Below are 15,072 nucleotides of genomic sequence, written 5' to 3'. Positions count from 1 at the left end.
CATGACGCTTTTGTCATGTTTTGTCCATGTGCTTGATCATGAAATTAGCAAACACTGACCTGAAACAAGAACGAATTGGTCAAGCTGCGACGATTCGCCGCTGCTGCAACACTTGGAGACGTCCCATGAGGAATTTTCACCACGGAAATCCAGTCATTGCCGCGCTGGTTGTTCTGAGTTTGTTGCTCGGCGCATGCAGTGACAGTAATAACGGCGCGGTCGGTGATCATGGTTCGGTTGATGAACCAATAAATCCAGGCCATGGAGACGATGATGTTGATGAGACGGCCAACCCTGGCCCGGATCATGATGTTGAGTTGCCGTCGCTGAGCACACAGATTGAGCATTGGGAAAGGACCGGTGTTTTCCTGGCGGCGGCGGATTGTGGTCAGTGCCATACGGCCAGCCAGCCTGGAGATAGCCCGGTGGTGATGCGTGCGCCAGATAGCAATCTATCTGCAAACCAGCCATCACCGGACGGTGATAACATCAGCCCTTTCGATGATTGGAAAAGCACCGTGATGGCCAATGCGTTTACAGACCCCTACTTCCGGGCAACCATGAAACATGAGACCGAAGTATTCCCTCATTTGGCCGGCTTTATCGAAGACACCTGCCTGACTTGTCACACTCCCATGGCGCGCGCCCACGCTCACCAGACCGGTGCAAGTAGGTTGCAGAGTGACGCTTGCGGTCTTCCGGATGGTTGTTACCGGGCTGATCAGGCCATGTCAGACCCCCACGCCCGCGAGGGTATAAGCTGTACGGCCTGCCATCAGATCACTGATTCCGTGTTCGACGGCCATGTGGACTCAGGGAACTATGAAATCGTCGGTGCTTCTCATCCCGATGCCTTAACTATTTACGGCCCCTATCAGAACCCCCAGGGTCAGGCGATGCAGGGGAGCGTTGGTTATACCCCGGAATTCGGCCTGCATATGTCAGACGCGCGGCATTGTGCGAGTTGCCATGAGCTTTATACACCGACCCTGGACATGGTCACAAACCAGCCGAATGGCGAGGTTTTTCCGGAGCAGACGCCTTATACCGAATGGGCAAACAGTGATTTCGGGCCATTTGGTAGCAACACGAAATCCTGCCAGCAGTGTCATATGGCCAGGGTGGATATTTCTGAAAACTATAAGACGCGAATTGCTGTGCGGCCCAATGGGTCGGTTAATCAGGCTTGGCCAGAGCGGAGCCCTTATTTTCCGCACGTTATGATTGGCGGCAACACCTGGCTGTTGGACACTCTGGAGATTTTCAGAGACGAACTGGGAAGGGCTGCGATCAACGAAGCGGGAGAGTTTGCCGAAACGGTCAGGCTGACTCGTGAATTCCTGAAAACAGCGGCAGATCTTGAACCAACCGGTCTGGCATTATCCGCGAATGAATTGAGCTTTGATCTCACCATCCGCAACAATACCGGGCATAAACTGCCCACCAGCTTCCCGTCTCGCCGTATGTGGGTAGCAACCCGGGTGACCGATAGCACCGGGGCGACGGTTTTCGAGAGCGGCTTCCCGGATGAGAACTACCATCTGACAACGGACGCGGCCTATACGAGCGACAGTTGCATGGCTATTAAAAAGGCCGAGGGTTTCGATTCAACTGCCTGTTATCAGCGCCACGTTAACATGGTGCGTTCGCCACAAGACATACCCGTTTACGAGGTCGTCTTGGGTTCAACAACAAACAGCATCACTCATGTGCTGCTTTATGCATCAGATGCTCTGAAAGATAACCGTATCCCGCCCCGTGGTTTTAACAGCTTGACGGTACCCGATCCGGTGAAGCCTGCCGGCGTTGACGGAGATGCAGATTTCAACCTGGGTAATGGGGGGCAGGATACTATCGGATACGCGTTGCCGGTATCCGATACAGCGGTTGCACCTTTCACAGTTGAATCCACGCTTTATTACCAGAACATTCGGCCGACCTTTGTCGAGGCGGTTCACGGGGAGCATCCATGGATTGCTGAATTTGCGGGTGTTGTCAGCCAGAACCCGCCGCGTGCGGAAGTGCTGGCGTCGGTGAGCTTCCAGGTGCAATAAGCTGATCAAAGGGTCACTGTACCCGGAACGCAGAAAGGGGTCATCGGGGTCAGGGACGAGCCTTCAGACAAAAAAATGCGGAGCCATGAGGCTCCGCACAAGAAACGTACGACTCGGCAGCCAACAGACCATGGCAGCTGCCGGGGGTACGAATATCAGAACTTGTAGGTGAAACCTACCATGTAGACCATTGGGTCGATTTCGACTTCGAACTCGTCGGTCTGGGCTACGTAGCCGCCGTTGGCATCGTAAACCTTAATGGTTGCGTCGGTGTTGATATCCGCCCACCAGACAGCAGCGTTCAAGCCGAAGTTTTCGCTCAGCATATAGTCAATGCCTGCCTCAAAGGCAACGCCGACGCTGTCGTCCAGATTCAGTTTGGTGGTCGCTCCGGGAAGGCCGACTGTCGCAGCAACTGCACCGTTGAGTGTGTCTGTAGTCTTTTCTTCAAAGAAGGTTGTGTAGTTCACGCCCACGCCGACGTACGGTTGCAGTGCGGAGCTGCTGTGCATCGGGTAGTACTGAAGGGTAACTGTTGGCGGCAGGTGCTTGGTTTCGGCCAGCTTGCCGGCGCCCTCAAGATCCCCTGCACCACTGATATTGTGCTTGAAAGGAGTAGCACCCAGCACGCCTACGCCCAGATTGTTTGTAAACATATAGGTTGCACGAATGCCGAGCTGTGCATTGGCGTCCACCGCAACGCGCGCGTCAGACCCGAAAATGGGGTCGCCAGCTACAGTGATAACTTCACTTGAATCGTCTGGCGCCACTTCCACAACACCAGCACGCAGAATGAAATCGCCTGCTTCAAAAGCCTGGGCTGCTGGTGCAACGGCCATTACAGCGGCTGCGATCACGCTGAGCTTGAATGTATGGGACATATCTATCTCCTTAACCTGAATCGTTGATGCGCCAAGAATAAAGGCCTCAGAGATAGGAAAGTTGATATAGCGCAATAATCAGGCCTGGACGATTTGCGTTAGTACTGCAGATTGATGCAACTCAAGAAAAGGGCTGGGAACTTTATTTTGCTGGTTGTCAGACTGAGTCTTTTTTGCTGCCGGGGGAGCTTGCGTCAGGCACGAAAACGTCCCTCACGGTGATGGGTTCGCCATCGGCATTTCGTACCTGGATTGTCTGAACAGGCTGCCCTGTGGCCCGGTCGCGCAGATCCAGTGGTGCTTCATCCGGTGCCGGGTTCCATTTGTCCCCCCACTGGCGCAGGGCAATGACCACCGGGAACAGATCCCGTCCTTTCTCGGTAAGCCGGTATTCGAAGCGCGAGCCATGTTCACCCACTTCAACTTTCTTGAGCACTCCGTTATCCACGAGGCGGGCAAGGCGGTCGCACAGGATATTCTTGGCAATTCCCAGCTCCTGCTGGAAATCCACAAAACGTCGGGTCCCGTACATGGCGTGCAGCACAATAAGCAGCGACCACCAGTCCCCGACCTGATTCAGGGCGCGGGCGACGGAGCAATTGGAATCATCAAAACGTTTTCTTGCCATGGATCCGAGTGTACATAATTGGGTTGCATCTTAAAACCAGATTAAATAGAGTTGCGTTAAGAGACCAAATTAGTGAGGTAGCTAATAGGCTGCTTTGCGGGTTAGTCATCACTTTTAAGGGAGTAGTCACTCATGGCCATGAATCTGGGCCCGATGTTCGAATCATTCGATATTCACAACCTTACCCTACGCAACCGGGTTGCCATGGCGCCCATGACCCGGAATTTCTCGCCCAAAGGTGTTCCGGGTGAAAACGTGGTCGCTTACTATCGGCGCCGCGCCGAGGCAGGTGTGGGACTTATCATTACTGAAGGCACTACGGTGAATCATCCAGGTGCCAACGGTTATCCCAATGTTCCGGCCTTTCATGGCGACGAAGCGCTTGCAGGGTGGAAGAAAGTGGTTGATGCGGTGCATGAAGCTGGCGGCGCTATTTTCCCCCAGCTCTGGCACGTGGGTGCGGTGCGCAAGGAAGGCACAGATCCTGATCCTTCGGTTCCCGGTTACAGCCCGTCTGGCCTGTTTGCACCCGGCAAGCCCAACGGTAAGGCGATGAGCAAAGAAGACATCGAAGATGTGATTACTGCGTTCGCCGATGCCGCGCAGGACGCCAAAGCCCTGGGTTTTGACGGCGTCGAGATTCATGGTGCCCACGGCTATCTGCTTGATCAGTTCCTGTGGGAAGGCACCAACCAGCGTGAAGACGAGTACGGCGGCAGCATGGAAAACCGCCTGCGCTTTGTCGTGGAGATTGTAGAGGCCGTTCGCCATCGTGTGGGCCCCGAGTTTCCCATCATGTTGCGCTTCTCCCAGTGGAAACAGCAGGATTACGAAGCCAAACTGGTTAACAGCCCGGACGAGCTTGAAAAGTTCCTCAAGCCTTTGGTTGAAGCCGGTGTGGATATTTTCCATGCTTCAACCCGTCGTTTCTGGGAGCCGGAGTTTGAAGGTTCCAACCTCAACCTTGCGGGCTGGACGCAGAAGCTGTCTGGCAAGCCGGCCATGTCTGTTGGCAGCGTTGGTCTTACTGAAGACTTCATCAGCGGTACTATGGCCAGCAAGCAAGAGTCCGTGGAACAGTCCGGTATCGACGAACTGGTAGAGCGCATGAATAACCACGAGTTTGAACTGATCGCTGTGGGCCGCGCGCTTCTGCAAGATCCGGAATGGCTGACCAAAGTGAAGGAAGGACGGCTAGGTGAGGTAGACGATTTCGCCCGTAAGTCCCTCACCAAGCTTTACTGAGCCCGGACGGAAGACTTCCTCTCTGCAAGGGAGATCCCGCCATTGGCGAGGTATCTTATGCGGTATCCCGGAGACCGGATACCGCATGTATCACGACTCGCTTGGCTAAATTGGCTTAACCTCTCAGTCCGCTCACCAGTTTGTCGATGCTGTCTTTGGCATCGCCGAACAGCATCCGGGCGTTATCTTTGAAGAACAGCGGGTTTTCCACTCCGGAATAACCGGTTGCCATACCCCGTTTCAGTACCACCACTTGGCGAGCCTTCCACACCTCGAGCACCGGCATTCCGGCGATGGGGCTGCCCGGGTCTTCTGCCGCTGCCGGGTTCACCGTATCGTTGGCGCCGATAACGAGTACCACATCGGTTTCGGGGAAATCCGCGTTGATCTCGTCCATCTCCAGCACTATGTCATAAGGCACATGGGCCTCTGCCAGCAGCACGTTCATATGTCCGGGCAGGCGGCCGGCAACCGGGTGAATTCCGAAGCGTACATTTACGCCACGCTCCCTCAGCAGTTTGGTCATGTCGCTGACCCCGCTCTGGGCCTGTGCCACGGCCATACCGTAGCCGGGAACGATAATCACTGAATCGGCGTTGCGCAGCTCCTCGCACACTTCGTCGGCGCTGATCTCTACAGCCGTCTGGTCTTCCGAGCCTGCTGCGGCAGAGCTGCTGCTGGTCTGGCCGAAACCGCCGAGGATGACGCTGATAAACGACCGGTTCATGGCCTTGCACATGATGTAACTGAGAATAGCACCGCTGCTGCCCACCAGTGCGCCGGTCACGATCAGCAGGTCGTTGCCCAGCATGAAGCCGATAGACGCTGCGGCCCAGCCGGAATAACTGTTGAGCATGGACACCACCACCGGCATATCTGCACCACCAATGGCCATGATGAGATGAACCCCAAGAACAGCGGCTATTACAGTCATCAGCACCAGGGCAAGTATGCCCAGCGCCATGCTCTCTGTGCTCAGGAACCAGGCGCCCAGTAACACCGTTACGGCTATGGCCGCCAGGTTCATCAGGTGCCGGCCGGGCAGGGTGAGGGCTTTGCTGTCGATACGGCCATCCAGCTTGCCGCAGGCCACCAGTGAGCCGGTGAAGGTGACGGCGCCGATAAAGATACCCACAAACACTTCCACCAGCTTAATGGTGTGTTCGGCACCGGTTGTGTGAATCAGCGGCTCGATGTAGCCGGAAAAACCCACCAGTACCGCGGCCATACCCACAAAGCTGTGCAGCAGCGCCACAAGTTGTGGCATCTGTGTCATTTCTACCTTGTTGGCGATGGCGATGCCAATACCGGCCCCCGCAAGCACTGCGATTACAATGGCGACGAGCCCGTTGTCACTGACACTGGCTATGGTCGCGACCAGCGCAATGAGAATGCCGGCTACCCCGTAAAGGTTGCCCCTGCGTGCCGATTCCTGATGGCTCAAGCCTCCCAGGCTAAGAATAAACAATACACTGGCGACCACGTAGGCCACACTGACGAGTCCTGTACTCATGGCGGTCGCCTCCTACTTGCGGAACATTTTGAGCATGCGATGGGTAACCCGGAAGCCCCCACCCACGTTGATGCTGGCAATCAGCACCGCCACAAACGCCATGATCCCGACCACGACGTTTTCCGCCTGGGCCAGGTGCAACATGGCGCCAATCACGATAATGCCGCTGATGGCGTTGGTGACACTCATCAGAGGCGTATGAAGAGAGGCTGTCACGTTCCAGACCACCTGCCAGCCAATAAAGCAGGCCAGCACAAATACCGTGAAGTGACGCAGGAAGCTTTCGGGCGCGTGAGCGCCAACGCCGTAAAGTGCAGCAAGGGTGATCACCAGCAAGGCGCCCTTACCAATCAGGCTGCGGCGCCGGGACTCTTTGTGTGCAGCCGCCTTCTGTTCTGCCGAGGGTTCCTCTGTGCCCGGGGCGGGCTTGGGGCTGGTTGGTGTCTGTGGCTGAGGAGGTGGCCAGGTGACGTCCTGATCCAGTACCACCGTCAGGCCACGAATCACGTCGTCGTCCATATTTACCTGCGGCTTGCCGTCTTTCTCTGGCGTCAGCTCGGTTAGCAGGTGGAACAGGTTGGTGGCGTAGAGGTCACTGGCGACTTTGGCCATGCGGCTGGGCAGATCCGTGTAGCCGATCAGTGTGACTTCGTGCTGCTCTATGATTTTTCCAGGCTCGGTGAGTTCGCAGTTGCCACCGCGTTCCGATGCCAGATCGACAATCACACTGCCGGGTTTCATGGATTTTACCATCTCCGCAGTGATCAGTTTGGGGGCCGGCTTGCCAGGAATCAGGGCGGTGGTGATGATGATGTCCACCTCTTTGGCCTGTTCCGAAAACAGTGCCATTTCCGCTTTGATGAACTCGTCGCTCATCTGTTTGGCGTAACCGCCGGTACCACTGCCTTCTTCTTCACCGAAATCCAGCTGAAGAAACTCGGCACCCATGCTTTCTATCTGCTCTTTCACTTCCAGACGGGTATCGAATGCCCGCACAATTGCACCCAGGCTATTGGCCGCGCCCACTGCCGAAAGGCCCGCGACGCCAGCCCCTATCACCATAACTTTAGCCGGCGGCACCTTGCCCGCAGCTGTTACCTGACCAGTGAAAAAACGCCCGAAATTGTTGGCCGCCTCGATTACCGCGCGATAGCCGGCTATGTTGGCCATGGCGCTGAGGGCATCCATTTTCTGCGCGCGACTGATGCGGGGCAAGCTGTCGATGGCAAAGGTGGTGATTTTTCGGGCAGCCAGTTTCTCCAGCAGTTCCGGATTTTGCGCCGGCCAGATATAGCTGACCAGAAAAGCCCCCGCTTTCATCAGATCGGCTTCGTGCTTGCCCAGGGCGCCGTTCTCCATGGGAGCGCGCACTTTCAGGATGAAATCTGCTTCCCGCCACAGGGATGTGGGGTCAGCCGCTATCTCCGCGCCGACCTTTTCATAGGCCGCATCAGAGTAGTTGGCGGCTTCTCCGGCGCCGCTTTCAACAGCCACCTCATAGCCAAGGCTGATGAGTTTGTGAACAGAAGGTGGTGTGGCTGCTACTCGCCTTTCATCATTAAAAATTTCCCTGGGGATTCCGATTTTCATCTTTGAGACGCCCTCCGGATTGTCCGATGAACCAGATGCCTGGATACCTACATACTAGTTCAAGTTATCGGATCTACCCGGCGATTGAGATGTTTACCCATTGACCAAATTGGCGCCCAGGTTTTTCGGGATGCTTCCAGAGATTTCGGGGGCCTGCATATTGCGTTTTTGCCGGTATCGCCAATACTGAGAACACGGTCTTGCCGATATCGGCCAAGGATGTCCCCTGATGAAAATGTTTCACTGTGGCCAATGTGCCAGCCTGCTTTACTTTGAAAACAGCTGTTGTACCTCGTGTGGCACAAGCCTGGGTTTTGCCCCGGATGTTATGGATCTGTTGGCAATTAACTCGAAGGACGCTGACACCTGGGAAGATGTCAGCAATGGTAACCAGTACAAACTCTGTGGCAATTACCGCAACCAGGGCGCCTGTAACTGGCTCCTACCCGTTTCCGACACTCACACGTTCTGTATCGCCTGTCGCCTGAACCGCACAATTCCCGACCTCAGCGTGGCGCGGAATCACGATCTGTGGGTGCGGCTGGAGAGAGAGAAGCGGCGCCTGGTTTATTCTCTGCTGCGTCTGGGCCTGCCTTGTGAGCCCCGGCAGGAGGATCAATATGGCCTGGCTTTTGATTTTCTCGCGGATCAACCAGCGATGTTCGACGAGCGGGCAAAGGTGATAACCGGCCATTCACACGGCGTTATCACTCTGAATATTGCCGAGGCGGACCCGGTGGAGCGGGAACGTATGCGAAGCCAGATGGCAGAGCCCTACCGCACCGTTTTGGGGCACTTTCGTCACGAATCCGGTCATTATTACTGGGATCATCTGGTCCGGCCCGGCCCCTGGCTGGGCCGGGTTCGCGAAGTATTTGGTGATGATACGAGAGACTACAAACTGGCTCTGGACCAGCATTATCAGTGTGGTCCACCGGCCAACTGGCAAAACAGTTACATCAGTGCCTACGCCAGCAGCCACCCATGGGAAGACTGGGCTGAGACTTGGGCACACTACCTGCATATGGTGGATACACTGGAGACGGCCTGGCAGCTCGGATTACGTGTAAACGCTAAACGGGGATCGGAGATGAATAGCGGGCCGGGCGAGGCGTTTGACCCCTACAGGACCGACGATTTTGATGGGCTGGTCAAACTTTGGTTGCCGCTGACACTTGCGCTTAACAGCCTGAATCGAAGCATGGGGCATGAGCATGCCTACCCCTTCGTGCTGGCGGACCCGGTGGTGGAAAAACTCCGGTTGGTACACCGGATAGTGAATAGCGGTTAACTCAGGTCGCTGAAGAGACGCACCGGTTCGTGCAGTCAGCAATGAAAGGATCCAAGATGAAAAAGAACAAGGTCATTGACTGGAAAAATTACGATCCAACCGAGTTCTTTGACGAGCTTATTGCCGCCAAGGGGCAGCCCCGCGCAGCTGCGACTGCTATTACCGATTACCTCGGAAATCTCGGCTCTGATGAAATACAAGCTCGTCAGCAGGCCGCCGAGCTGGCGATACTGGAGATGGGAATCAGCTTTACGGTCTACAGTGAAGGGGAAAACATAGACCGTGCCTGGCCCTTTGACATCATCCCACGGGTGATTTCCCTGCGGGAGTGGAAAACGATTGAGCAGGGGCTCGCACAACGCCTGACTGCGCTCAATATGTTTATCAACGACATCTATAACGATCAGAATATCGTCAAAGACAAGGTGATACCCAAGAGTGTGTTCGCCAACTCCAAGAATTTTCGCGAGCAATGCCGTGGTTTTACACCACCTCTGGGGGTTTGGGCCCATATTTGCGGATCTGACCTGGTTCGGGATAAAGACGGTACTGTGTATGTGCTGGAGGACAACCTGCGGGTACCTTCCGGCGTCTCCTACATGCTCGAGAACCGGCATCTGACCAAACGGGTGTTCCCGGAGCTTTTTGATAACACGAATATTCTTCCAGTCGATGACTACACCAATCAGCTATTCGACATGCTGGCATCCATATCGCCTCGCCCACAGGATCATCCGAAAATTGCGGTGTTGACTCCCGGTATCTTCAATTCAGCCTATTTTGAACACTCTTTTCTCGCCCAGCGCATGGGTGCTGAGCTGGTGGAGGGCGCGGACCTGGTGGTCGGTGAGGACGATTGCGTCTACATGCGAACCGTTGAGGGGCTGGAACGAGTGGATGTTATCTACCGTCGTATTGACGATGATTTTCTCGACCCGGAAGTATTCCGGCCGGATTCTACCCTGGGCGTGCCCGGCCTGATGCGGGCCTGGCGCAATGGCAAGGTGGGCCTGGTTAATGCGCCAGGGGCCGGTGTTGCCGACGATAAGGTTATTTACGCGTACGTGCCGGACATGATCCGTTATTACCTGGATGAGGAGCCCATCATCCCCAATGTGCCTACCTGGATGTGTGTCAACAAACAGGATCGTGAGTATGTGCTGGAACACCTTGAGGAGGTGGTTGTTAAACCGGCGAACGAATCCGGGGGCTACGGCATGCTGGTAGGACCGCATTCAACCAAGAAGCAGCGCACCGAGTTCGCTGCTCTGATCAAGAAAAATCCGCGTAATTACGTGGCCCAGCCCACGTTGAGTCTGTCCGTGGCACCGACTTTGTGTGATGAGGGGCTGGCGGCCCGTCATCTGGACCTCAGGCCCTTTGTTTTGCAGGGCGTCAGGACCTATGTCACGTCAGGAGGATTGACCCGGGTGGCGATGCGCAAGGGCTCCCTGGTGGTGAACTCCTCCCAGGGCGGTGGAAGCAAAGATACCTGGATCGTGGACGAGGAGAATTAATGTGCTGTCACGTGTAGCCGAACGACTGTACTGGATGGCCAGGTATCTTGAGCGGGCCGAAAACAACGCCCGGATGATCATGGCCTTTAACTCCCTGGCGTTGGATATGCCCAGGGAAACGCGCCTGTCCTGGAAGGGGCTGGTGGCGGTCACGGGTATGGAAGAGCTCTTTGATCAACATTATCAGCGGGAAGATGAGCGCAACTGCGTGAAATTTCTGATGGCGGATAACTACAACCCTAGCTCGATAGCATCCTGCATCAAGGCTGCGCGGGAAAACGTGCGTACCACTCGTGATCAGGTTCCCACGGATGCCTGGGAAGTCATCAACGAGCTCTACCGGTATACCCTGGAGAACCTGGACCAGGGGATAGGCAAGCGGGCCAGGTACGAGTTTCTAAGCGAGATCGTTGGCCGCTGCCAGATGGTGAACGGGCTTCTTGCCGGATGTATGAGCCATGATACCGGGTACGACTTTATCCGGGTGGGCCGTAATCTGGAGCGGGCCGATATGGGCACACGCCAGATTGAGGTAGGTGCACTGCAGTTTCTGGACGGTTGGGACGGCACTGAAGCCTATGGAGGTCTGCTTTGGACCAGCGTTCTGCGTTATCAGAGTGCGTTCCAGATGTACCGGCAGAACGTTCGGCGCCGGGTTAATGGCCCTTCGGTTATTCGCTTTTTGCTTCAGAACGAGCCTTTTCCACGGTCTGTTCTGCACAGCCTTGCCGAGGTTGCCGGCGCGCTCGACCGGCTGCCAGTAAACGAGATTCCTCTGCGAACTGCGTTGCAGGCAGTTCGTCATGCTCGCGAGGGCGATGTTGACACGTTGATCCGGAAAGAAGAGGTCATACTCTTTCTGGAGAACCTGCAGCTGGAAATTGGTGAGCTTCACAACGATATTGCTGAGACCTGGTTTCCTGTCTACGAGACAGCCTGAGGTCACCTTTTTCTTTTGAATGTGAGATAGGTTCCATGTCAATTCATGTTGCCCTGAGCCATACCACCCATTACCGATACGATCGCCCCATTACTCTGGGGCCTCAGGTGGTTCGGTTACGCCCCTGTCCGCACGCGCGGACCCGGATCCTGAGTTATTCCCTGAAGATCGAGCCAGAAGACCATTTCATCAACTGGCAGCAGGATCCACAGGCCAATTACCTGGCCCGCCTGGTGTTCCCTGAGAAAACCGCGGAATTCAAGATTGTTGTTGATCTGGTGGCGGAGATGGCGGTGATCAACCCGTTTGATTTCTTCCTTGAGCCGCGGGCGGAAACCATCCCGTTTACTTATGAAGACTGGCAGACAGTTGAACTGGAACCTTACCTCCATAAGCTGCCCGAAACCCCGAAGTTCCGGGACTGGATGGACTCGATTGATCGCACGGAAGCACCCAGCGTGGATTTTCTCGTTGGGGTGAATCAACGCCTTTCCGAGCGGGTCGATTATCTGATCCGGATGGAGCCCGGCGTGCAGACCCCTGAGCAGACCCTGAGTAACGGCTCCGGATCCTGTCGGGATTCTGCGTGGTTGCTGGTTCAGACCCTTCGGTATCTGGGCCTGGCTTCGAGGTTTGTTTCGGGTTACCTCATACAGCTCACAGCAGACCAGAAGGCCCTGGATGGCCCCTCGGGACCGGAAGTCGACTTTACCGATCTGCATGCCTGGTGCGAGGTCTTTCTCCCTGGTGCTGGCTGGGTTGGCCTGGACCCGACCTCCGGCCTGTTCGCTGGCGAAGGGCACATTCCTCTGGCCTGCAGTCCGGACCCGTCTTCGGCCGCTCCGGTGACCGGCATGGCCGAAGAGAGTGACGTTGAATTCGATCACCAGATGAGCGTTACCCGCATCTGGGAGGCCCCACGGGTTACCAAACCCTATACCGATGTTCAGTGGGAGAAGATCGTCGGGCTTGGCCATGAGGTTGATGAGCGTCTGACCGAGTTGGACGTGCGCCTGACCCAGGGTGGTGAACCCACGTTTGTGGCAAACCATGACCGTGACGAGCCCGAGTGGAACACGGAGGCGATGGGCCCCGCCAAACGGTTAAAAGCGATCGAGCTTTACCATCGCATGAAAGATCGGTACGGAGCCGGAGGGCTGGTTCATTTCGGCCAGGGCAAATGGTATCCGGGCGAACCTCTTCCCCGATGGTCTTTGAGTTGTTTCTGGCGCAAGGATGGAGAACCTGTCTGGCGCGATGAGCGTTGGGTAGCGGATGAACGAACGGAGGGCAAGGCCACGCCGGAAGCTGCGCTGCGTTTTCTCAAGGGGCTGGCGGAGCGGTTGGGCGTTGATGCCGGCCAGCTCTTCCCAGCTTATGAAGATGCTTTTTACTACCTTTGGAGAGAGCGTCGCCTTCCGGTCAACGTCGATCCGTTTGATGCCAAACTCGACAATCCGCTGGAGCGTCAGCAGCTGCAGCAGATATTCAGCCGGGGGCTGGATGAGCCCGTGGGCTATGTGCTGCCGCTACGTGTGACGGAAGAAGAGCACGAATGGCAAAGCGGTCCCTGGTTTTTGCGCAGCCAGCGTTGTTACCTGATTCCGGGTGGCTCTCCCATGGGCCACCGGTTGCCCCTCGATAGCCAGCCGTGGGTAGAGGAGGCCGACTACCCCTGGATACACGAGCAGGACCCCTTTGCTCCGCGCAGCGAGCTGCCCGCTAATGAGGAGGTCCGGCAATGGAACAGTCGAGGGCCAACCGGTTCCCTGTCTGCAGACCCCGAGGTGCCAAAGCGGGCGCCCCGCAAAGGCGAGTCCGCGACAGATATCGTCAGGACAGCACTGTGTGTCGAGCCCAGGGACGGGATCCTGCGCATATTCATGCCACCCCTGGCCGAGCTTGAACCTTACCTTGAGTTGGTTACAGCCATTGAACTAACCGCAGCCGAGCTTAAACAACCCGTGTTGCTAGAAGGTTATGAGCCACCCTCCGACCCCCGGATGAACCAGTTCCGGGTTACGCCGGACCCGGGTGTCATTGAGGTGAATGTCCAGCCAGTGAACACCTGGGGTGAACTGGTTGAGCAAACGGAATCCCTCTATGCCGACGCTTACGAATGCCATTTGACGTCCGAGAAATTCATGATGGATGGTCGCCACACGGGCACCGGTGGTGGAAACCATTTTGTGCTCGGCTCCCATAAAGCGGAGGATTCGCCATTTTTGCGGCGGCCGGATCTGTTGCGCAGCCTTATCAGCTACTGGCATAACCACCCCAGCCTGTCGTACCTGTTTTCGGGCCTTTTTATTGGCCCCAGTTCGCAGGCACCACGCATTGATGAGGCCCGCAACGACCACGTATTCGAGATGGAGCTGGCCTTCCGTGAGATGGAGCGGCTATGCCCGATTGGCAAGAAAGTCGCACCCTGGGTGGTGGACCGGCTGCTCCGGGATCTGTTGACGGACGTAACCGGTAATACTCATCGCGCCGAATTCTGTGTCGACAAACTCTATTCTCCGGATGGCCCTACCGGCCGGCTTGGGTTACTGGAACTGCGGGCTTTTGAAATGCCGCCCCATGCGCGGATGAGCCTGACCCAGCAGCTTCTGTTGAGGGCTCTGGTGGCGCGTTTCTGGGAGCAGCCTTACGCTCCGACCAGGCTGGTGCGTTGGGGCACGGAGCTACACGGCCGATTCCTGTTACCGCATTTTGTGTGGCAGGATTTTGAAGATGTGATTGACGATATGAAGGCGCTTGGTTACCCATTGGAAAGTGAATGGTTTGCGCCTCATTTCGAATTCCGCTTCCCGCGAATCGGCGACTACAAGGTTAAAGGCATCACCCTTGAGTTGCGTTCGGCTCTTGAGCCCTGGCACGTGACGGGTGAGCACGGTGCTATTGGAGGCACGGCGCGGTATGTGGACTCTTCACTGGAGCGCTTGCAGGTGAAAGTTCGTGGCGCCACGTCGGATCGTTACCAGATCACTTGCAACGAGGTCCCTTTGCCATTACAGCCCACGGGAACGGTAGGTGAATTTGTCGCTGGGGTGCGTTATCGCGCCTGGCAGCCATCACAGTGCATGCACCCGACGATTGGTGTGGATGGTCCGCTGGTTTTCGATGTTGTGGATACGTGGAATGAGCGCAGCCTGGGTGGCTGTGAATATCATGTGACTCACCCGGGTGGTCGCAATTTTGAAACCCTGCCGGTCAATTCGTTTGAGGCAGAAGGCCGGCGTATGGCTCGTTTTTCCCGGATTGGGCACAGTTCGGGGCGGCAGCCCCTGCGCCCGGTACCGGAACGACGGGAGTTTCCGTTTACTCTGGACCTGCGATATCACAATCAGGATAACGAGACTTGAACTCTGATGCTGGCTCCCGAACCCCCAATACGGCTATGCTTCCAGCTC

10 protein-coding genes are annotated in these 15,072 nt (G+C 56.2%); 6 read left to right on the top strand and 4 right to left on the bottom strand.

All coding sequences use genetic code 11. The annotated features are described in order from the left end of the window. Nucleotides 1-125 precede the first annotated feature (125 nt). On the top strand, nucleotides 126-2,054 hold the full coding sequence (locus Q4501_RS05800) for a hypothetical protein (RefSeq protein WP_303594997.1): 1,929 nt from the start codon (nucleotides 126-128) through the stop codon (nucleotides 2,052-2,054). Nucleotides 2,055-2,209: 155 nt separating this feature from the next. Here the strand turns inward: Q4501_RS05800 and Q4501_RS05795 are convergent, their stop codons facing one another. Further along, nucleotides 2,210-2,935 (bottom strand): OmpW family protein, encoded by a 726-nt coding sequence (locus tag Q4501_RS05795; RefSeq protein WP_303594995.1) that lies wholly within the window; start codon nucleotides 2,933-2,935, stop codon nucleotides 2,210-2,212. Nucleotides 2,936-3,092: 157 nt separating this feature from the next. Then, nucleotides 3,093-3,563, bottom strand: coding sequence for a helix-turn-helix domain-containing protein (locus Q4501_RS05790; RefSeq protein ID WP_303594993.1), 471 nt, complete (start codon nucleotides 3,561-3,563; stop codon nucleotides 3,093-3,095). A 132-nt stretch (nucleotides 3,564-3,695) separates the two neighbouring features. Between Q4501_RS05790 and Q4501_RS05785 the strand changes: the two genes are divergently transcribed. After that, on the top strand, nucleotides 3,696-4,808 hold the full coding sequence (locus Q4501_RS05785) for an NADH:flavin oxidoreductase (protein WP_303594991.1): 1,113 nt from the start codon (nucleotides 3,696-3,698) through the stop codon (nucleotides 4,806-4,808). Nucleotides 4,809-4,923: 115 nt separating this feature from the next. Here the strand turns inward: Q4501_RS05785 and pntB are convergent, their stop codons facing one another. Further along, nucleotides 4,924-6,321, bottom strand: coding sequence for a Re/Si-specific NAD(P)(+) transhydrogenase subunit beta (gene pntB, locus Q4501_RS05780; RefSeq protein WP_303594990.1), 1,398 nt, complete (start codon nucleotides 6,319-6,321; stop codon nucleotides 4,924-4,926). Nucleotides 6,322-6,333: 12 nt separating this feature from the next. Further along, entirely contained in the window at nucleotides 6,334-7,911 is a 1,578-nt protein-coding gene (locus Q4501_RS05775) for a Re/Si-specific NAD(P)(+) transhydrogenase subunit alpha (RefSeq protein ID WP_303594988.1), read from the bottom strand. A gap of 229 nt (nucleotides 7,912-8,140) precedes the next feature. On the opposite strand from Q4501_RS05775, the gene Q4501_RS05770 reads away from it, so the two are divergent. Genes Q4501_RS05770 through Q4501_RS05755 form a run of 4 tightly spaced genes read left to right on the top strand, consistent with a single transcriptional unit; the run spans nucleotide 8,141 to nucleotide 15,024 of the window. Continuing rightward, a complete protein-coding gene (locus tag Q4501_RS05770) occupies nucleotides 8,141-9,202 on the top strand; it encodes a putative zinc-binding metallopeptidase (protein WP_303594986.1) in 1,062 nt (353 codons plus the stop codon). Nucleotides 9,203-9,258: 56 nt separating this feature from the next. Then, complete coding sequence (locus Q4501_RS05765; RefSeq protein ID WP_303594984.1) at nucleotides 9,259-10,719, top strand: circularly permuted type 2 ATP-grasp protein; 1,461 nt, start codon at nucleotides 9,259-9,261, stop codon at nucleotides 10,717-10,719. A 1-nt stretch (nucleotide 10,720) separates the two neighbouring features. Then, complete coding sequence (locus tag Q4501_RS05760; RefSeq protein ID WP_303594982.1) at nucleotides 10,721-11,659, top strand: alpha-E domain-containing protein; 939 nt, start codon at nucleotides 10,721-10,723, stop codon at nucleotides 11,657-11,659. A gap of 35 nt (nucleotides 11,660-11,694) precedes the next feature. Beyond that, complete coding sequence (locus Q4501_RS05755) at nucleotides 11,695-15,024, top strand: DUF2126 domain-containing protein (protein WP_303594980.1); 3,330 nt, start codon at nucleotides 11,695-11,697, stop codon at nucleotides 15,022-15,024. Nucleotides 15,025-15,072 lie beyond the last annotated feature (48 nt).

It is taken from the genome of Marinobacter sp. 2_MG-2023, from assembly GCF_030546935.1.
Lineage (GTDB): Bacteria > Pseudomonadota > Gammaproteobacteria > Pseudomonadales > Oleiphilaceae > Marinobacter.
Note: the sequence above shows the minus strand (reverse complement) of the source record. Positions and strands in the feature narration are given on the sequence as shown.